Source organism: Rhodopseudomonas telluris (assembly GCF_042432815.1).
Classification (GTDB): Bacteria; Pseudomonadota; Alphaproteobacteria; order Rhizobiales; family Xanthobacteraceae; genus Rhodopseudomonas; species Rhodopseudomonas telluris.
Genome location: NZ_JBHLWM010000004.1, coordinates 178,985 through 202,867, shown reverse-complemented (window position 1 = coordinate 202,867; position 23,883 = coordinate 178,985). Strand labels below are relative to the sequence as shown.

At 67.5% G+C, this 23,883-nt stretch carries 21 protein-coding genes; 12 read left to right on the top strand and 9 right to left on the bottom strand.

Annotation, left to right across the window (positions count from 1 at the left end):
- Positions 1–5: 5 nt before the first annotated feature.
- Together ACFFJ6_RS10810 and ACFFJ6_RS10805 are read left to right on the top strand one after the other, a co-directional pair.
- On the top strand, positions 6–929 hold the full coding sequence (locus ACFFJ6_RS10810; RefSeq protein WP_378387415.1) for a sulfite exporter TauE/SafE family protein: 924 nt from the start codon (positions 6–8) through the stop codon (positions 927–929).
- Positions 929–1,714 (top strand): TIGR02186 family protein, encoded by a 786-nt coding sequence (locus ACFFJ6_RS10805; RefSeq protein ID WP_378387413.1) that lies wholly within the window; start codon positions 929–931, stop codon positions 1,712–1,714. The genes ACFFJ6_RS10810 and ACFFJ6_RS10805 overlap by 1 nt, the downstream gene beginning before the upstream one ends.
- Positions 1,715–1,738: 24 nt before the next feature.
- Here the strand turns inward: ACFFJ6_RS10805 and ACFFJ6_RS10800 are convergent, their stop codons facing one another.
- Together ACFFJ6_RS10800 and ACFFJ6_RS10795 are read right to left on the bottom strand one after the other, a co-directional pair.
- Positions 1,739–3,082, bottom strand: a complete 1,344-nt coding sequence (locus tag ACFFJ6_RS10800; RefSeq protein WP_378387411.1) for an Nramp family divalent metal transporter — start codon at positions 3,080–3,082, stop codon at positions 1,739–1,741.
- Between the two features lie 77 nt (positions 3,083–3,159).
- Positions 3,160–4,080, bottom strand: a complete 921-nt coding sequence (locus ACFFJ6_RS10795; protein WP_378387409.1) for a DMT family transporter — start codon at positions 4,078–4,080, stop codon at positions 3,160–3,162.
- Positions 4,081–4,182: 102 nt separating this feature from the next.
- Here ACFFJ6_RS10795 and ACFFJ6_RS10790 point away from each other — a divergent pair, with 102 nt between their 5' ends.
- On the top strand, positions 4,183–5,046 hold the full coding sequence (locus ACFFJ6_RS10790; RefSeq protein WP_378387407.1) for a LysR family transcriptional regulator: 864 nt from the start codon (positions 4,183–4,185) through the stop codon (positions 5,044–5,046).
- A gap of 274 nt (positions 5,047–5,320) precedes the next feature.
- Here ACFFJ6_RS10790 and pdeM read toward each other — a convergent pair whose 3' ends face one another.
- The 3 genes from pdeM to ACFFJ6_RS10775 all read right to left on the bottom strand — a co-directional run bounded on the left by pdeM (position 5,321) and on the right by ACFFJ6_RS10775 (position 10,230).
- The gene (gene pdeM / locus ACFFJ6_RS10785; RefSeq protein ID WP_378387730.1) at positions 5,321–5,971 is read right to left on the bottom strand and encodes a ligase-associated DNA damage response endonuclease PdeM; all 651 of its coding nucleotides are present in this window, start codon (positions 5,969–5,971) and stop codon (positions 5,321–5,323) included.
- A 194-nt stretch (positions 5,972–6,165) separates the two neighbouring features.
- The gene (locus ACFFJ6_RS10780) at positions 6,166–8,709 is read right to left on the bottom strand and encodes a ligase-associated DNA damage response DEXH box helicase (RefSeq protein ID WP_378387405.1); all 2,544 of its coding nucleotides are present in this window, start codon (positions 8,707–8,709) and stop codon (positions 6,166–6,168) included.
- Between the two features lie 300 nt (positions 8,710–9,009).
- Positions 9,010–10,230 (bottom strand): ABC transporter substrate-binding protein, encoded by a 1,221-nt coding sequence (locus tag ACFFJ6_RS10775; protein ID WP_378387403.1) that lies wholly within the window; start codon positions 10,228–10,230, stop codon positions 9,010–9,012.
- 338 nt (positions 10,231–10,568) lie between these two features.
- Here ACFFJ6_RS10775 and ACFFJ6_RS10770 point away from each other — a divergent pair, with 338 nt between their 5' ends.
- Positions 10,569–11,933: an outer membrane protein gene (locus ACFFJ6_RS10770; protein ID WP_378387401.1), complete on the top strand. Its 1,365-nt coding sequence runs from the start codon at positions 10,569–10,571 to the stop codon at positions 11,931–11,933.
- Between the two features lie 352 nt (positions 11,934–12,285).
- Here ACFFJ6_RS10770 and ACFFJ6_RS10765 read toward each other — a convergent pair whose 3' ends face one another.
- Complete coding sequence (locus ACFFJ6_RS10765) at positions 12,286–13,209, bottom strand: class I SAM-dependent DNA methyltransferase (protein ID WP_378387399.1); 924 nt, start codon at positions 13,207–13,209, stop codon at positions 12,286–12,288.
- 58 nt (positions 13,210–13,267) lie between these two features.
- Here ACFFJ6_RS10765 and ACFFJ6_RS10760 point away from each other — a divergent pair, with 58 nt between their 5' ends.
- The 6 genes from ACFFJ6_RS10760 to ACFFJ6_RS10735 all read left to right on the top strand — a co-directional run bounded on the left by ACFFJ6_RS10760 (position 13,268) and on the right by ACFFJ6_RS10735 (position 19,542).
- Positions 13,268–14,314 (top strand): ligase-associated DNA damage response exonuclease, encoded by a 1,047-nt coding sequence (locus ACFFJ6_RS10760; protein ID WP_378387397.1) that lies wholly within the window; start codon positions 13,268–13,270, stop codon positions 14,312–14,314.
- Positions 14,311–16,155, top strand: coding sequence for an ATP-dependent DNA ligase (locus ACFFJ6_RS10755; RefSeq protein ID WP_378387395.1), 1,845 nt, complete (start codon positions 14,311–14,313; stop codon positions 16,153–16,155). Before ACFFJ6_RS10760 ends, ACFFJ6_RS10755 begins: the two co-directional genes overlap by 4 nt.
- A 71-nt stretch (positions 16,156–16,226) precedes the next feature.
- Entirely contained in the window at positions 16,227–16,529 is a 303-nt protein-coding gene (locus ACFFJ6_RS10750) for a DUF6460 domain-containing protein (protein WP_378387393.1), read from the top strand.
- Positions 16,530–16,604: 75 nt separating this feature from the next.
- Positions 16,605–17,876, top strand: a complete 1,272-nt coding sequence (locus tag ACFFJ6_RS10745) for an MATE family efflux transporter (RefSeq protein WP_378387728.1) — start codon at positions 16,605–16,607, stop codon at positions 17,874–17,876.
- 132 nt (positions 17,877–18,008) lie between these two features.
- On the top strand, positions 18,009–18,716 hold the full coding sequence (locus ACFFJ6_RS10740) for a carbonic anhydrase (RefSeq protein ID WP_378387391.1): 708 nt from the start codon (positions 18,009–18,011) through the stop codon (positions 18,714–18,716).
- Positions 18,717–18,807: 91 nt separating this feature from the next.
- Entirely contained in the window at positions 18,808–19,542 is a 735-nt protein-coding gene (locus ACFFJ6_RS10735) for an MBL fold metallo-hydrolase (protein ID WP_378387389.1), read from the top strand.
- Positions 19,543–19,591: 49 nt separating this feature from the next.
- Here ACFFJ6_RS10735 and ACFFJ6_RS10730 read toward each other — a convergent pair whose 3' ends face one another.
- Together ACFFJ6_RS10730 and ACFFJ6_RS10725 are read right to left on the bottom strand one after the other, a co-directional pair.
- Positions 19,592–20,686 carry a quinone-dependent dihydroorotate dehydrogenase gene (locus ACFFJ6_RS10730; RefSeq protein WP_378387387.1) on the bottom strand — a complete coding sequence of 365 codons (1,095 nt, stop codon included), beginning with the start codon at positions 20,684–20,686 and terminating at the stop codon, positions 19,592–19,594.
- Entirely contained in the window at positions 20,683–21,027 is a 345-nt protein-coding gene (locus ACFFJ6_RS10725) for a DUF952 domain-containing protein (protein WP_378387385.1), read from the bottom strand. Before ACFFJ6_RS10725 ends, ACFFJ6_RS10730 begins: the two co-directional genes overlap by 4 nt.
- A gap of 338 nt (positions 21,028–21,365) precedes the next feature.
- On the opposite strand from ACFFJ6_RS10725, the gene ACFFJ6_RS10720 reads away from it, so the two are divergent.
- Both ACFFJ6_RS10720 and ACFFJ6_RS10715 read left to right on the top strand, forming a co-directional pair.
- Positions 21,366–21,992 (top strand): S24 family peptidase, encoded by a 627-nt coding sequence (locus ACFFJ6_RS10720; RefSeq protein ID WP_378387726.1) that lies wholly within the window; start codon positions 21,366–21,368, stop codon positions 21,990–21,992.
- A gap of 88 nt (positions 21,993–22,080) precedes the next feature.
- Positions 22,081–22,839 carry a carbonic anhydrase gene (locus ACFFJ6_RS10715; protein ID WP_378387382.1) on the top strand — a complete coding sequence of 253 codons (759 nt, stop codon included), beginning with the start codon at positions 22,081–22,083 and terminating at the stop codon, positions 22,837–22,839.
- 82 nt (positions 22,840–22,921) lie between these two features.
- Here the strand turns inward: ACFFJ6_RS10715 and ACFFJ6_RS10710 are convergent, their stop codons facing one another.
- A complete protein-coding gene (locus ACFFJ6_RS10710; RefSeq protein WP_378387724.1) occupies positions 22,922–23,797 on the bottom strand; it encodes a caspase family protein in 876 nt (291 codons plus the stop codon).
- Positions 23,798–23,883: the final 86 nt, after the last annotated feature.

Genomic DNA, 23,883 nt, shown 5'->3' with positions numbered 1-23,883 from the left:
CGCGCGTGCAGCTTTATCTCCCGATCGCAGACCTACCCGTCAACGTCCTGCTCATCCTGGCGATGGGCGCCGCGGTCGGGTTCGTGTCCGGCATGTTCGGGGTCGGCGGCGGCTTCCTGATGACGCCGCTGCTGATCTTCATCGGCATATCGCCGGCGGTCGCGGTCGCCTCCGTCACCAGCCACATGGCCGCGTCGTCGTTCTCCGGCGCGCTGTCCTACTGGCGGCGCCGCGCGATCGATCCGATGCTGGCCTTCGTGTTGCTCTGCGGCGGCATCGCCGGGACCGCGCTGGGCGTCTGGTTCTTCGCGCTGATGCGCTCGGTCGGGCAACTCGACCTGATGATCGCGCTGTCCTACGTGGTGCTGCTCACCGCCGTCGGCGGACTGATGGTCTATGAGGGGCTGCGCGCGATCCTGCGCACCCGCCGCGGCCAGGTCGCGCTCGCCGGTCGCACCGGCAACCGCAACTGGATTCACGCGCTGCCGCTGAAGATCCGGTTCAAGCGCTCCAAGATGTATCTGTCGGTGATCCCGGTGCTGACGATCGGCCTGATGATCGGCTTCATCGGCGCCGTGATGGGCGTCGGCGGCGGCTTCATCCTTGTGCCGATGCTGATCTATCTGCTGCGTGTGCCGACCAGCATGGTGGTGGGCACCTCGATGGTGCTGACGCTGGTGACGATGCTGATCGCCACCGTGCTGCACGCCGCCACCAACCATTTGGTCGACGCCGTGCTGGCGCTGATCCTGATGATCGGCGGCGTCACCGGCGCGCAATTCGGCGCCCGCGCCGGCCAGCGCATCCGCGGCGAACAGCTGCGCCTGCTGCTCGGCCTGCTGGTGCTGGCGGTCGGCATTCGCTTTGCGATCGAGCTCGGCATCAGGCCGGACGAATTGTTCACGCTGCGCGAAACCGGGCCGAGCTGATGGCGCGCCGCGCACGACAGCTCTGGGTGATCGCCGCGCTGGCGCTGCTTGCCGTCGCCGCACCGGCGCGCGCCGAAAAGCTGATCGTGTCGGTCTCCAATGCGCGCGTCACCGTGACGCCGAACTATGCGGGCGGCGAGCTGGTGCTGTTCGGCTCGGTCGAGCGCGACAGCCCGGCGCCGGTCGAGCAGATGGCCTACGATCTCGTCGTCACGGTGATCGGTCCGCGCGCCGACATGGTGACGCGGCGCAAGGAGCGCCGGTTCGGGATCTGGATCAACACCGACTCGCGGCAGTTCCTGATGGTGCCGAGCTATCTGGCCGTGTTCTCCAACCGGCCGCTCGAAGCGATCGCACCGCCCGAGGTGCGCCGACGCCAGCAGCTCGGCATCAGGCACACGCTGCTGACGCAGCGGATCGGCACCGACTATGCGGACGTCGTCGCCGACGATCAGTTCCGCACCGCCTTCGTCCGGCTGCGCGAGGAGCGCAAGCTGTACGAGGAAGATCCGGCGGCGGTGAAATTCCTGACGCCGACGCTGTTCCGCACCGGAATTCCGCTGCCGGCCGAAGTGCCGATCGGCAGCTACGAGGTGCAGATCAAGCTGTTCGGCCAGGGCGAATTGCTGACCCAGACCGAAACCTCGTTCGAGATCGCCAAGGTCGGCTTCGAACAATTCGTCGCCACCGCCGCCAGGCAGCACGGCATCCTCTACGGCCTGATCACCGCCCTGATGGCACTCGCCACCGGCTGGATGGCGTCGATCGTGTTCCGGCGGGACTAATCCCACACGCCGGAATGAAGCGCTCTAAACAAAATAGCCGATCAGCATCGCGACGACGCTGACCGCCATCGCGGCGGTCGACAGCCAGCCGAGCCAATACAGCCAGCCGCGGACGACGAACTGCTTCATGATCGCGCGGCGTCCCACCATGATCATCAGCAGCACCATCACCGGCACCGCCAGCACGCCGTTGATCACCGCGCTCCAGTACAGCGCCGAGATCGGGTTGATCGGCGCGAAATTGATCGCGATGCCGAGCGCGCCGGCCAGCGCCAGCACGCCGTAGAACGCCGCCGCCTCCTTCGGCTTGCGCGCCAGTCCGACCGGCCAGCGCCGGCCCTCGCCGACCGCATAGGCGGCCGAGCCGGCCAGCACCGGGATCGCCAGCAGGCCGGTGCCGACGATGCCGAGCGCAAAGATCCATTCGGCGAACGGACCGGCGATCGGCTTCAGCGCTTCGGCGGCCTGTGCCGAGGTCTGGATGTCGGTCTTGCCGGCGGCGTGCAGCGTCGCCGCCGCCGTGGTCATGATCGCCAGCGCGATCAGATTGGAGAACGCCATGCCGATCACGGTGTCGGCGCGGATGCGCTGGAATTCGCTGCGCGCGTCGCGCGGCGACTTCGTCAGCGGCTTCTTGTCGGGATCGATGCGTTCTTCCTCGGCTTCCTGCGAGGCCTGCCAGAAGAACAGATAGGGCGAGATCGTGGTGCCGAAAATGGCGACGATCGTGGTCAGATAATCGACGCTCCAGCTGATCCGCGGCAACAGCACGCCCGTCAGCGCCTGCGACCAGTCGACCTTGGCAACGGCGAGCGCCGCCACATAGGCGAACAGGCACAGCGTCAGCCATTTCAGCACCGCGACGTAGCGGCGATAGTCGAAGAAGATCTGCGCGATCACCGAGATCGCGCCGTAGCCGACCACATAGAGCAGCGGGTGGCCGCCGATCAGCAGCCTTGTGGCGTCGCCCATCGCGGCGAGGTCGGCGGCGATGTTGATGGTGTTGGCGGTGAACAGCAGCACCACGATCGCGCCGAGCAGCTTGCCCGAATAGTGTCGGCAGACGTTGCCGGCGATGCCGTGGCCGGTGACGCGGCCGACCCGGCCGGAGATCTCCTGGATCGCCGTCATCAGCGGAAAGGTCAGCAGCATCGTCCAGCCGATGCCGTAGCCGAGCTGCGCACCGGCCTGACTGTAGGTGCCGATGCCGGAGGGGTCGTCGTCCGAGGCGCCGGTGATCAGGCCGGGGCCGAGCGTCTTGAAGAAGTTGCGCAGCCGGAAGGTCTTGAGGCGTTGGACTTTGGGCGCGCCGGGATCGGGATCGATGACGTCGGGCCCGTCGATCTCGCCCCTGGCATCTGTCTTCACGCGCGGCCCTCGGTTACCAAGCAACGACCCTAGCCGAACCGTTCGGCGCCTCCAACGGAGCCTTGCGGTTCCGCAAGCTATCCGGCCGGCGCTAGCTGGCGCGCCGGTCGCGTCACCAGATAGATGCCGATTGCGACGGGAACAACACCGAGCAAATCGCGTCCGTCGATCGCTTCGCCGAGCACCAGCCAGGCGAACAGCATCGCCAGCGGCGGCATCACGAAATGCCAGGCGCTCGCCGCGGTTGCGCCGTACAGTGTCAGCATCCGAAACCACAGCCAATACGCGACGATCGAGCCGCCCAGCACCAGGAACGCGAACGCCCCGACGAGCCGCCAGCCCGGCACGATATCGCTCGCGCTCGACACCGAGACCGCGATCGGGATCAGCACCAGGCCGGCGGCGAGATTCTGGATGCCGTTGCCGATCCACAGGCTCCCCTGCGGCGCCAGCCGCTTGAACAGGATGGTGCCGGCCACGATCGACGCGAGCGACGCCAGCGTGAACGCAATGCCATGCCACGCCTCGGCGCCGATCGCGATCCGGTGCCAGACGATGAAGGCGACGCCGGCGACGCCGAGCATCAGGCCCACCACCTTCCGCCATGTCAGCGCCTCGCCCAGCACCAGCGCGGCGGCGACCGCCGTGAACACCGGATTGGCGCTGACGATCAGTCCGCCGATGCCGGCCGACACGGTCTGCAGCCCGACATAACCGAGCCCGAGATACAGCGCGTTGTTGATGATGCCGAGCACCGCACACAGCGCGACGTCGCGCGGCCGCAAGTTCCAGCGCTCGCGCATCAGCACCGACAGGCCGAGGATCAGCACGCCCGCCAGCGTGAACCGCCCGGCCAGCAGGATCAGCGGCGGGCAGTCCGCGACGCCGGCCTTGCCGGCCACGAAGGCGAAGCTCCACAGCGCGCAGAACAGCGCGATCTGCAGCGGGCGGGTGTTGAAGGCGGGCGTCGTGAGCGAGGTGGCGGGGGCGAGCGACATCGGGCAACTCCTTGGATCCCTCCCGATCTAGGGCCGCGCGTTGTCATTTGGAAATTAAATGATAAGATCGATACCAGTGGATTTTTGAATGGCAACGATCCGATGCTCGATCTCGAATTGCTGCGCAGTTTCGTCTCGGTGGTCGACGCCGGTGGCTTCACCCGGGCCGGCGAGCGCGTGCATCGGACGCAGTCGACAGTCAGTCAGCAAATCCGGCGGCTTGAAGATGATCTCGGCCAGCAACTGCTCAATCGCGCCGGCAAGGACGTCACCCCGACCGAGGCCGGCGAGCGGCTGCTGTCCTATGCACGGCGGCTGCTGGCACTGGCCGAAGAGGCGCGCGACGTGGTGGCGCGGCCGGGGCAGGACGGCGCGATCCGGCTCGGCATCCCGGAAGACTTCGCCGCCTATCGGCTGCCACGGCTGCTCGGCAGTTTTGCACGCGCGCGGCCCGGACTTCGGCTCGACGTCCGCGCCGACCAGAGCCTGAACCTCAAGCGAGATCTGGAACGCGGCGACCTTGATCTCGCGCTGCTGAAGCGCGAGGCCGGCGGCCCGGAGGCGATCGCGGTGTGGCCGGAGCGGGTGTACTGGGTGAACAGCCGGAACCACCCCTGCAACGCCAAGGCGGACTCGGTGCCGCTGATCTTCTTCCCGGGCGGCTGCCTGTATCGCACCCGCGCGATCCACGCGATCGAAGCCGCCGGGCGACGCTGGCACATGGCCTATTCGAGCTCGAACCTCGCCGGCATCCAGGCCGCGGTCGCGGCCGGCCTCGGCCTGTCGATCCTGTCGGAGATCTCGATCCAGGCCGAGCACCGCAAACTCACCGCCCGCGACGGCTTTCCGCCGATCGACCGCACCGAACTGGCCCTGGTCGCCGCCCCGCAGGCAAGCCCGGCGACTCTGCGGCTGGCGGACAGGCTCGCGGAGTTCTGCGAGGACGTTTACGCCAAGGCGGCGTGAGATTCTCTGCGGTACGACGAGTCGTTAGCGAGACCATTCGGCTTCTGACAGCGTCAGAGCCGACGAGCTTGAGCGCTCGCAACCAGCACAACTTCATGGTGAGGCGGCGCGAAGCGCCGTCTCGAACCATGGGCCGCAGGTGTTCTTGAGCTCATCCGTCGAGACGCCCGGCTCTGCCGGGCTCCTCAGCATGAGGTCAGCGCCTTGGAGAGACGCCGTATCGCCTGCATCGATCAACGAGGCGCCAAATTCACTGACGGCGAACGAACGATCCTCAGCAGCAGCGCGACGCTGCGATGGCATGGAGGCGATGGTCGCCGAGGACGTGGGCGATGAAGGCGGCGGAGCCGAACAACTTCGCAAACGCGACGTCGCGGATGTTGAGGCCGCCGGTGTAGGCGCCGAACGCCGGCATCACCACGCGCATGCCGTCGCCGGCGAAGCAGCGCCGCTCGACGCTGCGGCCGCGGCGGCTGACCCGCGCCTTGGGATGCAGATGCCCGGCGATCTCGCCGGGCGCGCCCGTGGGCTCGTGGCGGAACGCGATGTCGCCGATGCTGACTTCGGCGGCGACGCTGCCGCCGAAGTCGTGCGGCAGTTCGGGATCGTGATTGCCGGCGATCCAGATCCAGTCGCGCCGCGCCCGCAGCGCGGTGAGGATGCCGCGGTTGGCTTCTGACAGCCGGCCATGCGCCTCGCGGTCGTGAAAGCTGTCGCCGAGCGCGATCACGCAGCGCGGATCGAACCGCGCGATCACCGCACCTAAGCGGCCGAGCGTCGCCACCGTATCGTAAGGCGGCAACAGCACGCCGCGCATCGCGTAGCTGGAGCCTTTTTCGAGATGCAGATCGGACACCACCAGCAGCCGCTCGTCTTCCCAGTACAACGCGCCCGACAGATCGGCGACGAACGTGGCGCCGGCGATGGTGACACTCTGCTCCCCTAACCCTTGCGGGGAGGGGTCGGGGGTGGGGGTGAGGCAGGAACGCGGCGTCAATTGAGCACCGTGCCCGGGGCACCCCCCACCCCGCCCCTCCCCCGCAAGGGGAGAAGGAGAAGGAAACCGGCCCTGTCAGGCATCAACCGCATCGCATTGTCTCGGTTAGTTCGACGTCTCGATTAGTTCGACCGTCCCGTCGCCTCGCGCACCAGATCCTCGGCGGCTTCGGCGAGCAGTTCGTCGGAGGCTTCGCCGTACACGGCTTCGCGGCCGATTTCCAGCATCACCGGCACCGCCAGCGGCGAGACGCGGTCGAGTTCCCTGTGGACGATGTGTCCCTTGATTCGTGTCAGCATATCACTGAGACGGCGCAAATCGAGCAACCCTGTGGCGGCGTCGGCGCGAGCAGCGCGCAGCAGCACGTGATCGGGCTGGTGCTTGTTGAGCACGTCATAGACCAGATCGGTCGAGAACAGCACCTGCCGGCGCGACTTCTCCTCGCCGGCGAAGCGCCGCGCGATCAGCCCCGAGATGATCGCCGCGTAGCGAAAGGTGCGCTTCATCAGCGCCGATTCGGCGAGCCAGGCTTCGAGATCGTCGCCCAGCATGTCGGGATCGAACAGCGCGTCGAGATCGAGCCGCCCCTGCCGGATCATATGCGACGTATCGCCCAGTCCCCACACCGCCAGCGCGTATTCGTTGGCGACGAAGCCGAGCGGCCGGGCGCGGGCCCGCTCCAACCGCCGCGTCAGCAGCATGCCGAGCGTCTGGTGCGCCAGCCGGCCTTCGAACGGATAGCAGACGAGATAGTACTTGGCGGCGCGCGGAAAGGTCTCGACCACCAGCTCGCTGCGGCCCGGCACTTTCGACGCCTTGGTCTGCAGCGCGAGCCAGTCGCGCACCTGATCCGGCAGGCCTTTCCACGTCCGCTTGTCGGCCAGCAGCCCGCGGACGCGCTCGGCGAGATATGTCGACAGCGGGAACTTGCCGCCCATGTAAGACGGCACCCGCGCGTCCTTGTCGGCGGCGCGCGAGACGTAGACCTGATCCTCCATCATCGCCTCGTAGCGCACCACCTCGCCGCCGAACACGAAGGTGTCGCCGGGCGTCAGCCCCTCGATGAAGTACTCCTCGATCTGGCCGAGCATCCGCCCGCCGCGCGCGATCGCGCCGGTGTGACCGCCGCCCTTCGATTTGGCCGAGCGCACCAGCTTCACCTTCAGCATCGCCTCCTCGACGATGGTGCCGACGTTGAGCCGATAGGCCTGCCGCATCTTCGGATTGGCGACGCGCCAACGGCCCTGCTTGTCCTGCTTGATGCGGGCGAAGCGTTCGTAGCTCTTCAGCGCGTAGCCGCCGGTGGCGACGAAATCGAGCGTATCGTCGAAATCTTCGCGGGAAAGATCCGCATAGGGCGCGGCGCTTCTAACTTCACGATACAGATCGTCGGCGACAAACGGCTCGCCGCAGGCGCAGCCGAGGATGTGCTGCGCCAGCACGTCGAGCGCGCCCTTGCGCTGCGGCGGGGTGTCCTGGGCGTTCTCCGCCACCGCGTCGATCGCCGCGACGCATTCCAGCACTTCGAAGCGATTGGACGGTACCAGCACGGCGCGCGACGCTTCATCCAGCCGATGATTGGCGCGGCCGATCCGCTGCATCAGCCGCGACGAGCCCTTCGGCGCGCCGACATTGACGACGAGGTCGATGTCGCCCCAGTCGATGCCGAGGTCGAGCGACGAGGTACACACCACGCCGCGCAGCCGGCCCGCCGCCATCGCGTCCTCGACCTTGCGGCGCTGCGCGACGTCGAGCGAGCCGTGATGCAGCGCGATCGCGAGGTTGTCGTCGTTCATCCGCCAGAGTTCCTGGAACAGCATCTCGGCCTGGCTGCGGGTGTTGACGAACACCAGCGTGGTCTTGTTGCGCTTGATGAGATCGTAAATCTCGCCGAGCGCGTGCCGCGCCGAGTGCCCGGCCCACGGCAGCCGTTCCTTGGTATCCAGCATCTCGACGATCGGCTGCACCGCGCCGCTGGCGACGACGATGTCGGCGGACACCGCCCCGCTCTCCGGCTGCGGCACCAGGAAGCGCGCGAGTTCGTCGGGATCGGCGACCGTCGCCGACAGGCCGGTGGCGCGGAGTTGCGGGGCGATCCGCCACAGCCGCGCCAGCCCGAGCGAGAGCAGATCGCCGCGCTTCGACGTCACCAGCGCGTGCAGCTCGTCGAGCACGATGCGGCGCAGATTGCCGAACAGGTACGGCGCGTCGTCGGAGGCGAGCAGCAGCGCGAGCTGCTCGGGCGTGGTCAGCAGGATGTCGGGCGGATATTTGCGCTGCCGCGTCCGCCGCGACACCGGCGTGTCGCCGGTGCGGGTCTCGACCCGGATCGGCAGCTTCATCTGGGCGATCGGCGCCTCGAGGTTGCGGGCGATGTCGACCGCGAGCGCCTTGAGCGGCGAGATGTACAGGGTGTGCAGGCCGCGGCTTGGCCCCTCCTCCCGGGCGCGAGGCGCGGCCTCGCTCAGCTCGACCAGCGTCGGCAGGAAGCCGGCCAGCGTCTTGCCGGCGCCTGTCGGCGCGATCAGCAGCGCGGCGCGCTCGGCCCGCGCCCGCTCCAGCAGCGCGAGCTGATGCGCGCGCGGCGCCCAGCCGCGCTCCGCGAACCAGCGCCGGAACCGCTCGGGCAGCAGATCAAGGGAGGGATCGGTCTCGGCGAGGCTCACACCGCTAAGCTAGGCATTCGGGATGCGCAGGTCGAGGTTCGGCGAGCAAAATGTCCAGCTGCTTCGTCATTGCGAGGAGCGAAGCGACGAAGCAATCCAGCTCCGTACACCGAACTCTGGATTGCTAAGCCTCGCTCGCAATGACGCCGCGTGGCCAAGTGACTGCTGCCTCATGGTTCAAGACGCATCGCTGCGCGATGCTCCTCCCCACGAGGATCACCGCCTGCGCGGAGCAGCCCGAAAAGAAAACCCCGGCCTCGCTGCGCTTGGCCGGGGTTGCGTCATCGCAAGGTCAGACCGTTACTCCGTGACCGCCTTGTCCGAGACGTCCCAGTCCTTGCCGTTGAACTGCATGGTGTAGAGCGTCTTGATCGAGGTGTAGTCGGTCGGCGTGTAGGAGTAGCTGACGCCCGGCAGCATGTGCGGCGTGCTGAAACCGCCCAGCATCGAGGCCTGCTTCAGAACGTTCTCGTGGGTGAGCTCGTCGCCGCAGCGGCGCAGGATCTCGGCCATCGCGACCGCCTGGCCGTAGCCCGAAAACGCGATCGAGTTGTCCGCCGTGACGTTGGGCAGATACTTCTTGCGCAGCTCGTCGAACGCCACCACGCCCGGATCGCTGGCCCATTTGGCCGAGCCGATGTCCTTGGTGTAGGCGATCGCCACGATGCCCTTGGCGTTTTCGAGGCCCGCGGCTTCGAGAATCGAACGCCCGGTCGAGCCGGCCGACAGCAGCTGCAGCGGCTTCCAGCCAAGTTCGGCGACCTTGCGGATCGACTGCGACGTCGCCTTGCCGGTGGTGATGTTGTAGAACACGTCGGCGCCCGACTTCGACAGGTTGATGATCTGCGAGTCGATGGTCGGCTCGGTCAGGTCATAGCTGGCCTCCGCCACCACCTTGGCCTTGCCGCCGGCCTCTTCCAGGACCTTCTTGAACGGGCCGAGGAAGTCGCGGCCGAAATCGTCGTTCTGATACAGGATGGCGACTTTAGCGTCGGGCTTGTTGGCGACGACGTATTTGGCGAGAATCCGCGCCTCGGTCGGATACAGCGGCAGGCCCGCCATGGTCCATTTGAAATTCTTCGGATCGTTCCACTTCGAGGCGCCGGTGTTCAGCAGCAGCTGCGGGACCTTCTTGGAATTCAGGTACTTGTGGACCGCGGTCTGGGGCGCGGTGCCGAGCGAGCCGTACAGCGCCAGCACCTCTTCCTGCTCGACCAGCCGGCGGGTGGCTTCGACCGCCTTCGGCGCGCTGTAGGAATCGTCCAGGGTGATGAACTTGACCTTGCGCCCGTTGATGCCGCCCTTCTCGTTCAGCATCTGGAAATAGGCTTCGCCGACGCGGCCGAGCACGCCGTAGAGCGAGCCGGGACCGGAATGCGGCACGGTCTGGCCGATCTTGATTTCGGTGTCGCTGGCGCCGGGATCGTATTTCTTCTCGGCCGCAGCCGCCGAGGTCGCGGCGAGCAGCAGCGCCCCCAGGGCCGCGGCGGACGTGAAGACGGACTTCGAGCGCAGATTCATCCAGTTTCCTCCTGTGGCCGGCTCGCTGGCGCGTCCGGTTCTCGTTCTGCCGTGGCGGTTCGCTCTTGCGGCGGCGGCATCCTGTGCGGAACACCGGTCGTTCGCAACCCTGAATAGCGGTGAAAAAACGCTGATTTTCCCGCGTGACGGGAAGCCGTGGGGTTTCGACAGCGACCTGTCGCCGCAGCGCCGGGCAGGTTCCGGCGCGACCTGATTCGGCCCGTTAATCAGACGTTTACGGCCCGGCCGGCGGGCGAATTTCCGAGGGTGTGGCCGGCCGGGTACAGCCGCCAGCAGCGAACGGAGTTAGTTTCCAGGGATCATCAGGAAGGTATCCCATGAAAAAGATTCTCGCCGGTGTGGCGCTCGTTGGCTCCGCGGTCAGCGCCCAGGCAGCCGATTTGGCCGTGAAGGCCCCGTACATGAAGGCGCCGGTCGCTGCGATCTATGACTGGACGGGTTTCTACATCGGCGCCAACGTCGGCGTCGGCGTCGGCCGTGACCTGGCTGCGCATGCGTTCCCGGCCGGCGGCACGTTCAACTCCACCTATCTGCAGCCGCTGGGCGCGATCGGTGGCGGCCAGATCGGCTACAACTGGCAGAGCAACACCACCTTCCTGGGCCCGCTGCTGATCGGCGTCGAAGCCGACATCCAGGGCAGCGGCATGAGCACCGGCAGCACCACGCTGAACACGGCGACCGGGCTGGGCACGGTCAACTACAATCAGAAGCTCGACTGGTTCACCACGGTTCGCGGCCGCATCGGCCTGGTGCGCGGTCCGGCGGTCGGCTACTTCACCGGCGGCTTCGCGGCCGGCAACGTCAAGACCACGATCACGGAAACCGGCGTGGGTCAGTTCGGCGTCAGCGAAACCCGCACCGGCTGGACCATCGGCTCCGGCGTCGAAGCGGCGCTCGGCGGCAACTGGACCGGCAAGATCGAGTATCTGTATCTCGACCTCGGCAACCGCAACGACACCTTCGGCACCCAGGCGCTGCGCACCGAATATCGCGAGAGCATCTTCCGCGCCGGCTTGAACTACCGCATCGGCGGCAACGGCATGTACATCACGCCGCCGCCCGCGAACTGGGCCGGCCTGTACATCGGCGGCAATTTCGGCGGTGCCCTCGGTCGCAACAAGTCGACCGCCACCACCGCCACCGGCTTCACCGAGCAGTTCCACCTGTCGCCCGACGGTTATGTCGGCGGCGGTCAGATCGGCTACAATTGGCAGGCTGCGAACTGGGTGTTCGGCGCCGAAGCCGACTTCCAGGGCTCGACCCAGAAGGACGACCGCACCGCGGTGTTCGGCTCGACCGCGCTGTACAACCAGAAGCTCCCGTGGTTCGGCACGGCGCGCGCCCGCCTCGGCTACTCGGTTGGCACCACGCTGTTCTACGCCACCGGCGGTTACGCTTACGGCAACGTCAAGACCAACATCGTGACGCCGATCAGCAACGAGACCTTCAACCGTACCCGCAGCGGTTACGCTGTCGGCGCCGGCGTCGAAACTCCGTTCAGCCTGTTCGGCCTGCTCGGCCCGAGCTGGACCTCGAAGACCGAATATCTGTATGTCGACCTCGGCTCGACCAGCGACGTCTTCGCGGGCGGCACGGCTGTGAACACCTCCAAGGTCACCGAGCACATGCTCCGCACCGGCATCAACTATCACTTCAACCAGCCGGTCGTCGCGAAGTACTAAGCTTCACGTCCGATCCGGACCTGAGACACCAAACCCCGGCCTCGCGGCCGGGGTTTTTGTTTGCCCTCACTGCCTGGGCCGCCCTCACCCCAACCCTCTCCCGCGAGCGGGAGAGGGAGTGCTTTGCGGGACGCGGCGGCACTTCGTCCTTCATTATTAAACGCAGAAGCAGCGCCGAGCACAGCGCACCTCTCCCGCCTGCGGGAGAGGTCGGATCGCGTCAGCGATCCGGGTGAGGGCACTCCTCTCCGCGGGTCGCAGACTCACTGCCCGGGTCGCCCTCACCCCGGCCCTCTCCCGCACGCGGGAGAGGGAGCGCGTTGTGCTCGGGGCAAGGGCGTGGCCTCGACACTCAAGGCTTGAGCCCCACCACCACCAACCCGGGCAATGGCGCGTGGTGTTCGTTGCGGGCGGAGGCGTCCTGCAGTAGCGCGACCTGAAGGCCTGCCCGCTGCAGCTCGTCGCGTAGATAGGATTCGGACTGCGCGAATCGCAGGCCCTCGGTCAGCGCGACGCCATCGCCGGGGTGGGTTTCGGCGGTGACGGCGATCAGGCCGCCCGACGTCAGCACCCGCGCGGCCTCGCGCAGCAGCGGCGCGGCGTCGCGGACGTAGATCAGCACGTCGGCGGCGAGGATCAGGTCGGCGCTGGCCGGCGGTTCGGCCGACAGCCCCTCGACCAGATCGGCATGCACCAGTCGCGCATAGGCGCCGGTGCCGCGCGCCTGCGCCAGCATCTGCGCCGACAGATCGATGCCGATGATGTCCTCGACGAGCGGCCGGAACGCGCGCCCGACGAGGCCGGTGCCGCAGCCGAGGTCGATCGCCCGGCGGAACCGCGCCGGCCATCCGGCCGCGCCGCAAGTATCGGTCACGGCCTGCAGCAGCAATTCATGCCCGCGATAGCCGAGCTCGCCGACCAGCGCCGCCTCGAAGCGCGGCGCGTATTGATCGAACAGCGCGCCCACATAGGCCGGCGTCATCGCGCCGAGCTCGAGAGCGCCGAGCCGCATCAGCCGCAGGCCGGCGCCGTGGCGATCGGACGGGTCCGCGGCGCAGGCTCGGCGAAAGGCCTCGATCGCGCCGATCCTGTCATCCAGACGATCGGCGCGGATCTCACCCAGCGCAAACCAGGCCGACGCAAACGCCGGCGCCAGTTCGGTCGCCTGCAGCAGCAGCTCGGCGGCGGCCGTCGCATCGCCGCGCGCCAGCAGATCGCGCGCGAAATCGAAGCGGCGATCGGCCAGCACGTCTCCGGACGACAGGAACAGGGGCATCGACGGAACCGGCCGGGGTGCGACTCGTTTGACCTTCAGGCCGGCCTATATAACGAACATGCGTCCCCACGACATCCTTATGCCGATCGCCTCGGGCTTGTGCTGCAAGCCCGGCGGCTTCCATATCGATCCGGTGCGACCGGTGGAGCGCGCCGTGATCACGCACGGCCATTCCGACCACGCCCGCCCCGGCCATGGCGCCGTGCTGGCGACGCAGGAAACCCTCGACATGATGCGGCTGCGCTACGGCGAGAATTTCGCCGGCAGCACGCAGGCGATCAGCTACGGCGAGACGCTGCGGCTCGGCGATACGACCATCACGTTTCATCCCGCCGGCCATGTGCTCGGCTCGGCCCAGGTCGCGGTCGAATGCGGCGGCGTCCGCATCGTCGCCTCCGGCGACTACAAGGACGCGCCCGACCCGACCTGCACGCCGTTCGAGATCGTGTCCTGCGACGTGTTCATCACCGAGGCGACGTTCGGGCTGCCGGTGTTTCGCCATCCCGACGCGGCCGGCGAAGTCCGCAAGCTGCTCGATTCCGTCGCGCTGTTTCCGGAGCGGGCGCATCTGGTCGGCGCCTACTCGCTCGGCAAGGCGCAGCGGGTGATGGCGCTGATCCGCGAGGCCGGATACGACGCGCCGATCTATCTGCACGGCGCGATGGAGAAGATCACATCTTACTACGCCGGGCGCGGCGTGCCGCTCGGCGAGCTGCGCCCGGTGAAGGGCGTCAAGAAAGCCGAACTCGCCGGCACCATCACGCTGGCGCCGCCGTCTGCGACCTCCGATCTGTGGACGCGACGTTTCCCTGATCCGCTGACGGCGTTCGCCTCCGGCTGGATGCGGGTTCGCGCCCGCGCTCGGCAGCGCGGCGTCGAACTGCCGCTGGTGATTTCCGACCACGCCGACTGGGACGGCCTCACCGCGACGATCACGGCGACCGGCGCGGGCGAAGTCTGGGTCACGCACGGCCAGGAAGACGCGCTGGTGCACTGGTGCCAGAGCAAGGGCCTCGCCGCGCGGCCGCTCGATCTGGTCGGCTATGGCGACGAGGACGAAGACGTCGGCATGCCGGCGGCCGAGAGCGAGGCCGCGGACGCATGAACCGCTTCGCCGCTTTGCTCGACCGCCTCGCCTACGAACCCGGCCGCAACAACAAGCTGCGGCTGATCGTGAACTACTTCCGCGAAGTCGAAGACCCCGACCGCGGCTACGCGCTGGCCGCCCTGACCGGCGCGCTGTCGTTCCGCCACGCCAAGCCGGCCCTGATCCGCGCCCTGATCGCCGAACGCACCGACCCGGTGCTGTTCGGCCTGTCTTACGACTACGTCGGCGATTTGTCGGAGACGGTGGCGCTGATGTGGCCCTCTCCCCATGCACAGCGCAACTCCCCTCCCCCTTGCGGGGAGGGGTCGGGGGTGGGGGTCCACGACGGGACGCCATCCTCGGGGCGCCCTCACCCCAACCCTCTCCCGCAAGCGGGAGAGGGAGCTCGCCGTGCGCGGGGAAAGGAAATCGCCTCCGCCGATGAATTAGTAACTCCCGGCCACAACAACCCGCCGCCCCCGACGCTGACCGAGATCGTCACCACGCTGCACAGCCTCGGCAAGGCCGAACTCCCCGCACAGCTCACCCGCTGGCTCGACGAACTCGACGAGACCGGGCGCTGGGCGCTGCTCAAGCTGGTCACCGGCTCCTTGCGGATCGGCGTGTCGGCGCGGCTGGCCAAGACCGCGGCGGCGGCGCTCGGCGACAAGGACCCGCACGATGTCGAGCTGATCTGGCCCGGCCTCGAGCCGCCTTATCTCGAGCTGTTCGCCTGGCTCGAAGGCCGCGGGCCGCAGCCGGTCAATCGCGATCCGGCGCCGTTCCGCCCGGTGATGCTGGCGCATGCGGTCGAGGACACCGACTTCGCTGCGCTGAACCCGGCCGACTACATCGCCGAATGGAAGTGGGACGGCATTCGCGTCCAGGCGGTGAGCGGGCTCGGCGAACACGGCGATAGGGTTGTGCGCCTCTATTCGCGCAGCGGCGAAGACATCACCATGAGCTTCCCGGATCTGCTGCCGTCGCTGCGCTTGCCCGGCGCGATCGACGGCGAATTGCTGGTGCTGCGCGAGGGGCGCGTGCAGACCTTCAACGTGCTGCAGCAGCGGCTCAATCGCAAATCGGTGACGCCGAAGCTGACCAAGGAGTATCCGATCCATCTGCGCGCCTACGATCTGCTCGGCGGCGGCGACGAGGATCTGCGCACGCTGCCGTTCGCCGAGCGCCGCGCCCGGCTCGAAGCCTTCATCGCCCGGCTCGACGATCCGCGGATCGACCTGTCGCCGACCGTCGCGTTCGACGACTGGGAGGGGCTGCGCGCGGCACGCCGCGATCCCGCCTCCGCAGGCGCCGGCCTCGATGCCGACGCGGTCGAGGGCGTGATGCTGAAACGGCGCGACGCGCTGTATCTGCCGGGCCGGCCGAAGGGCCAATGGTGGAAGTGGAAGCACGACCCGCACATCATCGACGCCGTGCTGATGTATGCGCAACGCGGCCACGGCAAGCGCTCGTCTTATTACTCCGACTACACCTTCGGGGTCTGGACCACGGGCGACGGCGGCGGCGACCAGCTGGTCCCGGTCGGCAAGGCGTATTTCGGCTTCACCGACGAGGAACTGCTGCAGATCGACCGCTTCGTCCGCCGCAACACCACCGAGAAATTCGGCCCGGTCCGCCACGTCGTCCACGAGCCCGACCAGGGCCTGGTGTTGGAAGTCGCATTCGAAGGCCTGCAGCGCTCGCCGCGGCACAAGTCCGGCGTCGCGATGCGCTTTCCCCGGATCAACCGGCTGCGCTGGGACAAGCCGCCGCGCGACGCCGACCGGCTCGAAACCCTGGAGCGGATGCTCAAGGCCGACACGCCGCGCCGCGAAAAAGCCGCCACGACCGGGCATTGACGCCGCCAAGCCAGTTCCCCATCTCCACGATAGTGATTATCATGCGGCCGACCCGCACGAGGACCGATACGATGCGTGACGATACCCGCCCCCTGCCGGCCTCCGACGACGGCCTCACCCGCTTCCTCGGCGGCTCGCCGCTCGCGGTGCTGTTCCGCCTCGTGCTGATGTCCGTTCTGGTCGGCGTCGTGCTGGCCGCGGTCGGGCTCGATCCGTGGAATATCCTCGTCAGTATCCAGTTGCTGTTCCAGCGGCTGTGGGACCTCGGCTTCGACGCGGTCACCGGGCTCTGGCGGTATTTCCTTCTCGGCGCCGTGATCGTGATTCCGATCTGGCTGCTGTCGCGTCTGGTCGGCGGGCCGCGCGGACGCTGATCCGCGGGCGCCACAGGTTTGCCACAAGACTCCAGCGTCACCTCCCGGCAGGTTTTTGCCATCGCCGGCCCGGCGATGGTCGCCAATCTGACGACCCCGCTGCTCGGCGTGGTCGCCACCGCGGCGATCGGCCGGCTCGGCGACGCCACGCTGCTCGGCGGCGTGGCGATGACGTCGGTGATTTTCGACTGCCTGTTCTGGCTGTTCGGCTTCCTGCGGATGAGCACGCTGGCGTTCACCGCGCAATCGCTCGGCGCCGGCCACGGCCGTGAAGTTCCGGCGCATCTGCTGCGCGGACTGATCGTCGCCGGCGCGGTCGGCCTGTTGCTGATCGCCCTGCAGGCGCCGCTCGCCAGCGCAGTGATCGGCGCGATGGGCGGCAGCGACGCCGTCAGCGCCGCGGCGAAGAGTTACTTCACCATCCGGATCTGGTCGGCGCCTCTAGTCTTGGCGAACTTCGCCGTGCTCGGCTGGCTGGTCGGGCAGGCGCGCGCCACGCTGGCGCTCGGCATCCAGGTCGCTATCAACCTCGTCAACATCGCCGCGACGATCACGCTGGTGCTGTGGTTCGACTTTGGCATCACCGGCGCGGCGATTGCCGCCGTGATCGCCGAAGGCTCGGGACTGATCATCGGACTGATCGTCGCCGGCTGGCTGTTCCGCGGCGTGCCACCGCTGCCGCGCGCGGCGTTGTTCGATCGCGACAAGCTGAGGCGGATGTTCGCAGTCAATCGCGACATCATGATCCGCACCGCGGCGCTGATCACCGTGTTCCTGTTCTTCACCGCGCAGGGCGCGCGCTCCGGCGACGTCATCCTCGCCACAAACTCGGTGCTCAACAACTTCCTGATGGTCAGCGCGTTCTTCCTCGACGGCCTCGCCAATGCGGCCGAGCAGTTGTGCGGTCGCACGCTCGGCGCGCGCGACCGCGCCGGCTTCGTGGCGGCGACGCGGCTGGTGATCCTGTGGGGCTTCGCCTTCGCGATCGTGGTCAGCGCGATCTACGCCTTCGCCGGACCGCAACTGATCGATGCGATGACGTCGAGTCCCGAGCTCCGCGGCGCCGCGCGCGACTATCTGTGGCTGGTGACGCTGGCGCCGCTGCTCGGCGTGTTCGCCTTCGCGTTCGACGGCATCTTCATCGGCGCCACCTGGGCGCGCGAGATGCGCAATCTGATGCTGCTGTCGCTGGTGTTGTTCTTCGCCGGCTGGTTCGCACTCCGCCCGTTCGGCAACACCGGCCTGTGGCTCGCTTTGCTGCTGCACTACGTCTGGCGCGGCGGGCTGCAGGCGCTGCGCTATCCGGCGATGCTGCGGCTGTCGTTTCCACCGATGGCGACGCGCTGATTTTTCCTAAAGCTTGCGGCTCCGCTTTAAGTCGGTCTTCACGACTAGTTAGTTGTGCTCAAAACAGCTCTTCGCGGAAACTCATCACTGGAAATACCATCCCCTCGGAAACGCCCTCAGAGGAGAGATGGAATGTGCAACGCCTGCGTTGAGCCCGGACTGTCCCGACGCACCTTGTTTCAAGGCGGACTAGGCCTGCTGGCCGCCGCCGCACTGCCTGCGGCCGCTTATGCCCAGGCGGCCCAGAGCCCGAGCGATACGCCGGACGCCGCGCTCGACAAGCTGATGCAGGGCAACGCGCGTTACATCGGCAACGACCTGCGCGAACGCGACTTCTCCGCCGGCCGCGTCGCCCGGACGCAAGGCCAGTCGCCGTTCGCCGCAATCCTCGGCTGCGCCGACTCGCGGATCGCGCCCGAGCTGGCGTTCGATCAGGGCCCGGGCAATCTGTTCGTCGCCCGCGTCGCCGGCAACTTCGTCACGCCCGACGGGCTCGCCAGCCTCGAATACGGCGCCGCGGTGCTCGGCACCAAGGTGATCCTGGTGCTGGGCCACAGCAATTGCGGCGCCATCAACGCCACCATCGGCGCACTGCAGAAGGGCAACGACCTGCCCGGCCATATCGGTGACCTGGTCCGCGCGATGAAGCCCGGCGTCGAGCCGGCGCTGAAGCAGGCGGGCGACGACCTGCCGCAGCGGGCGGTGATCGCCAATGTGCGTCACAACGTGAAGACCCTGCAGGAGTCGCAGCCGATCCTCGCCGGGCTGGTGTCGAGCGGCAAGCTCAAGGTGGTTGGCGGCGTCTACGACCTCGCCACCGGCAAGGTCGAGCTGGTCTGAGACGCAATCCGGCGATGGTGGGGCTTTCGCTCCCCCTCTCCCGAGCGTAGAGGTGCCCCGGCACGGCAAACCGCCGGCCGGGGGATCAGCGATGCAACTGCGATTTGTCGGCTGCGGCGACGCGTTCGGCTCCGGCGGACGTCTCAATACCTGCTTCCATGTTGCCGGCCAGAACGCCAATTTCCTGATCGACTGCGGCGCCACCTCGCTGCCGGCGCTGAAGCGCTACGGCATCTCGCGTGAGGCGCTGGATCTGGTGCTGATCACGCACTTTCACGGCGATCATTTCGGCGGCCTGCCGTTCCTGCTGCTCGACGCGCAATTCACCAAGCGCAAGCGGCCGCTGGTGATCGCCGGCCCGGCGGGGATCGATATCCGGCTGACGCGGGTGATGGAAGCGCTGTTCGAACACTCGTCGGCCACCAAGCCGACCTTCGATCTGCAGGTGATCCCGCTCGACCCCGCGATGGCGCGCAGCTTCGGCCCGGTGACCGTCACGCCGTTTCCTGTGGTGCATGGCGATTCGGGCGGGCCGTTCTATGCCTATCGGATCGAGGCCGAGGGTCGTACGCTCGCCTATAGCGGCGATACGCAGTGGACGCCGACGCTGGTGGATGCGGCGCACGACGCCGACCTGTTCGTCTGCGAGGCCTACACCTACGACCGCGCCGTGAAGAACCATATCAGTCTCAAGCAGCTCGAAACCCACCTGCCGCAGATCAACCCGAAGCGGCTGATCCTGACCCACATGGGCGACGAGGTGCTGCACAAGCTCGACAGCATCACGCACCTGGCGGCGAGCGACGGACTGATCGTGGAGTTGTAGGTCGCCGCGCGCCCGGCATGACGTGCTATTTGACGGGCCGGAGCCGACTCTAGACCGGCCACTCTTCGGCAGTAATCGTCGGCGCGTCCGCTCCGACGATTTCAGACAGCGAATCGCGGCCGGTGCGAAGCAAGGTCGAGGCGAGGTCGGACTTGATGCTGTCCACCAGCCCGAGACCCTTGTAGATCAACGCCGAATAGAGCTGCACCAGGCTGGCGCCGGCGCGGATCTTGGTCAGCGCGGCACCGCCCGAGTCGATGCCGCCGACACCGATCAGCGGGAATGCGCCCTCGGCCCGCACATAAGTCTCCGCCACCATCCGGGTCGACAGCCTGAAGAGCGGCCGGCCGCTGAGACCGCCCTGCTCGTTCAGCTTGCTGCGCTCGCGTAGCAGCGGCGACCGGGACAGCGTGGTGTTGGCGACGATCATGCCATCGACGCGGCGCGACCGGGCGATGTGCACCACGTCGTCCAGTTCGCCGAGCGTCAGATCGGGAGCGATCTTGAGCAGCACCGGCGTATCGCCGGCGCTGGCCCGCACCCGCTCGCGAGCCGCGATCACACGTGCCAGCAGATCGTCGAGCGCCGCGGCCTGCTGCAGATTGCGCAGGCCCGGCGTGTTCGGCGACGAGACATTGACGGTGAAGTAGCTGGCGACCGGCGCGAAGGTCTCGATCAGCGAGACGTAGTCCGCCACCCGGTCTGAGCTGTCCTTGTTGGCGCCGACATTGACGCCGAGGATGCCGCCCTGCCCGGCCCGCGCCGCGAGCCGGCGCAGCACCACCTCGGCGCCGTCATTGTTGAAGCCCATGCGGTTGATGACCGCCTCGTCGCGCTCCAGCCGGAACAGCCGCGGCCGCGGATTGCCGGCCTGCGGCTTCGGCGTCACCGTGCCGACTTCGACGAAGCCGAAGCCCAGCCGCATCAAGGCGTCGGGCGCCTCCGCGTTCTTGTCGAAGCCGGCCGCGATGCCGACCGGATTGGGAAAGTTCAGACCGAACGCCCGGACCGCCAGCTTCGGATCGTCCGGCCGCGGCTTGACCTGCGGCAGCAGCTTCAGCCCCTGGATCGCCAGCCGGTGCGCATCCTCGGCGTCGAACAGCCGCAACAGCGGCAGCGAAAGTGCATCGAAGGCGCGGATCACGGCACCAGCTCCGGAATATCGTGGGTGCCGTCGGCGCGGGTTGCGATCTCCTGCACCGAGGTCACGGCGCCGAGCGCCAGTTCACCATACAGATGCGGAAACAGCGCGCCGCCGCGTGACGGCTCCCAGCGCAGCGCCGGACCGAGCGCATCGGCATCGACCGCCACCAGCTTCAGCCCGGTCTGGCCGGCGTAATGCTTGGCGAGCGTCCCCGCCAATTGCTCCGCGGTGGAGAAATGGATGAAGCCGTCGCGGCTGTCGTCGGCGCTGCCGCGGTAGACGCCGGCCTGCTCGGCCATGCGCCACGCCGGCGCGTCACAGATTTTGTAGATCGTGCGCAAAGGCGCGGATTCCCGTTGCGGCTGGACAGGGCGGATCGGTCATGCAACCCGAGAAAGCGCCGGGCAACCGAAATAACATCCGCGGAAACAGTATTTTGCGCACGTCCTGATCGCGGAAGCCGGGCTGCTGAGGGCGGACCGGCACGCGTTCGGTTGCCTGGAAATCACCCGGGCCTGGGCTCGACCGTATCGGCCGCCCGGAGGCACTGCAAGGGCCGCGTTTTTGTCGCAAGACGGGATTGCGGAACGCGCCGTGTTGAGGTAATAATTCCTACTTGTCAAGCTCTTTTTTGTCGCCCGGCGCACCGGGCTTCGCCATGGGGATGGCCGCGATGCATATGCTGACGCACGACCAGATCTGGACCGCACTCGACCGCTTGGCCGAGCGGTCCGGCCTCTCGCCCTCCGGGCTTGCCAAGAAGTCCGGGCTCGATCCCACCACGTTCAACAAGTCGAAGCGGATCACCAATGACGGCCGCGAGCGCTGGCCGTCGACCGAATCGGTGGCGAAGGCGCTGACCGCGACCAACACGGCGATCGACACCTTCGTGCAACTGATCAGCGACCGGCCGCGCGTGGTACAATCGGTGCCGCTGCTCGGGCTCGCCCAGGCCGGCGCCGGGGGGTTCTTCGACGATGGCGGCTTCCCGGCCGGTAAGGGCTGGGACGAAATCGGGCTGCCTTCGATCAACGACGAGCACGCCTACGCGCTGGAAATCTCCGGCGATTCAATGAAGCCGGCCTACCGCGACGGCGACATCATCGTGGTTTCGCCCGGCACGGCGATCCGGCGCGGCGACCGCGTGGTCGTCAGAACCACCGGCGGCGAGGTGATGGTGAAGGAGCTGAAGCGGCGGACCACCAAGATCGTCGAGCTGGCTTCGCTGAATCCAAGCCATCCCGACCGGACCCTGGCGCCGGCCGAGGTCGAATGGATCGCCCGTATCGTCTGGGCAAGCCAGTAATCGAACCGGTTCGGTAGCACTTCTCCTGACTTCACAAAGCAGGGCTCCCGGCGATAATGAAACTCTCGACCGCTGGGAGCATCGAATCATGGATCGTCGCGCTATTCTGAAAGCCTTTGCCGGCCTCGCCCTCTGCCCGCTCTGCGCCACCGCCGGGGCTGCCGCCGAAGGCGCGCACCATTGGGGATACGAGGGAGACGCCGGGCCGACAAAGTGGGGTGAGCTGGATTCGGCCAACCAGATCTGCAGCATTGGCGTCCAGCAATCGCCGATCGACATCGGCACCACCGTCAGCGCCAACCTGTACCCGATCGAGACGGAGTGGACCGGCAAGGTCGACACCATCATCAACAACGGCCACACGATCCAGCTCAACGTCGGCGACGACAGCAAGCTGAAGCTCGGCGGCGTCACTTTCAAGCTGGTGCAGTTTCACTTCCACCACCCGAGCGAGCACCTGATCGACGGCAAGAACTTCCCGATGGAAGTGCATTTCGTGCACCGCGCCGAATCCGGCACGCTCGGCGTGCTCGGCGTGCTGATGCAGCAGGGCAAGGCCAACCCGACCTTCGCCAAAATCGTCGCCACCATGCCGCAGAGCGAAGGCCCGGCCGTCAAGGCCGACGCCGCGATCGATCCGAACGCGCTGCTGCCCGAGAAGCGCTCCTACTATCGCTACGAGGGCTCGCTGACGACGCCGCCGTGCTCCGAAGTGGTGGACTGGATGGTGCTCGCCAATCCGATCACGGTGGCCGAAGAAGACATCGCGGCCTTTGCCAAGCTGTATCCGATGAATGCGCGGCCGCCGCAGAAGGACAACCGTCGCTTCGTGCTGCAGTCGAACTAAGCCGCAGCATCGACTCGAACAGAAAGGCCCCGAGGCGGCAGCGCCCCCGGGGCCTTTTTTGTCCATCATCCGGAGGTGAGAACTATCCGCCCGTCGCGGCGGAGGCGTCGGCTGTGACCGGCGACAGCTTCACATCGTCGACCAGCGACGACGTCACGGACGGCACCTGGGCGCCGCCGGTCGCCCGCGTCACCGCGAGCCGGGCCTTGGCGAAGGCTGCGTCGGCGCTGACGACACGCGACGAAATCGAGCCGAGCAGCGCGCCGATCAGCAAGCTGTTCTCGCCGTCGCCGTCCTCGGCGACCTTGCCGGGCGTCGCCGACGACAGCACCAGCGCATTGGCCGGCGCGCTGATGGGCGCCAGCCCGTGCGAATAGGCGCGGAAACGGCGCTCGTAGGGATTGCGGCGGGAGGCGTCGATAATCGCCAGCTTGGCCTGGACGCCGCTGTCCTTGAACGAGTCCAGCACCGACTCGATGCTGACGCCGGCACGGCGGACGTCCGCCTCGTTCCAGATCCTGGCGTCGACCGGGATCATGTAGCTCTCGCGACCGGACTGGATGCCGTAGCCGCCGTAGAACAGCATGACGGTGGAGTCCTTGGTGACCCGAGCCTTCAGCCGCTCGACCGCCTGGACGATATCGCCACGCCGGGCATCCTCGATCACGTCGACATCGAAGCCCTCGCGGCGCAGTGCGGCGCTCAGCGCGCGGGCGTCGTTGATCGGCTGCGACAGCGGGCGCGGCGCATCCGGATAGCGGCCGTTACCGATCACCAGTGCGAAGCGCGACGCGGCAGGCACGGCCGCGTCGACCTGTGCGGTGTCCTTGCTACGCGGCGCTTCGACGCCGCGCTTGTTCAGCGCAGCGTGGGCGCCGATGGCGGCTGATACCACCCCGATCAGGGCAGCAATCGTCGTCATCGAACGGCGCGACGGACGGGGTACGCGAAACATCATCAGCAATCGATCCTGGTCCACGCGCAGTCCAGCGCGCGACGCGATACGTCAGTGAAGGATGAGGCAATCCCGTGCGGTTGAATTAC

Coding starts and splice junctions, on each gene's coding strand:
- ACFFJ6_RS10795 (WP_378387409.1), bottom strand. CDS start 4,080: ATGTCGCTCGCCCCCGCCACCTCGCTCACGACGCCCGCCTTCAACACC.
- ACFFJ6_RS10710 (WP_378387724.1), bottom strand. CDS start 23,797: ATGATGTTTCGCGTACCCCGTCCGTCGCGCCGTTCGATGACGACGATT.
- ACFFJ6_RS10720 (WP_378387726.1), top strand. CDS start 21,366: ATGCTGACGCACGACCAGATCTGGACCGCACTCGACCGCTTGGCCGAG.
- ACFFJ6_RS10760 (WP_378387397.1), top strand. CDS start 13,268: ATGCGTCCCCACGACATCCTTATGCCGATCGCCTCGGGCTTGTGCTGC.
- ACFFJ6_RS10765 (WP_378387399.1), bottom strand. CDS start 13,209: ATGCCCCTGTTCCTGTCGTCCGGAGACGTGCTGGCCGATCGCCGCTTC.
- ACFFJ6_RS10745 (WP_378387728.1), top strand. CDS start 16,605: ATGGTCGCCAATCTGACGACCCCGCTGCTCGGCGTGGTCGCCACCGCG.
- ACFFJ6_RS10790 (WP_378387407.1), top strand. CDS start 4,183: ATGCTCGATCTCGAATTGCTGCGCAGTTTCGTCTCGGTGGTCGACGCC.
- ACFFJ6_RS10715 (WP_378387382.1), top strand. CDS start 22,081: ATGGATCGTCGCGCTATTCTGAAAGCCTTTGCCGGCCTCGCCCTCTGC.
- ACFFJ6_RS10755 (WP_378387395.1), top strand. CDS start 14,311: ATGAACCGCTTCGCCGCTTTGCTCGACCGCCTCGCCTACGAACCCGGC.
- ACFFJ6_RS10775 (WP_378387403.1), bottom strand. CDS start 10,230: ATGAATCTGCGCTCGAAGTCCGTCTTCACGTCCGCCGCGGCCCTGGGG.
- ACFFJ6_RS10740 (WP_378387391.1), top strand. CDS start 18,009: ATGTGCAACGCCTGCGTTGAGCCCGGACTGTCCCGACGCACCTTGTTT.
- ACFFJ6_RS10750 (WP_378387393.1), top strand. CDS start 16,227: ATGCGTGACGATACCCGCCCCCTGCCGGCCTCCGACGACGGCCTCACC.
- ACFFJ6_RS10770 (WP_378387401.1), top strand. CDS start 10,569: ATGAAAAAGATTCTCGCCGGTGTGGCGCTCGTTGGCTCCGCGGTCAGC.
- ACFFJ6_RS10735 (WP_378387389.1), top strand. CDS start 18,808: ATGCAACTGCGATTTGTCGGCTGCGGCGACGCGTTCGGCTCCGGCGGA.
- ACFFJ6_RS10805 (WP_378387413.1), top strand. CDS start 929: ATGGCGCGCCGCGCACGACAGCTCTGGGTGATCGCCGCGCTGGCGCTG.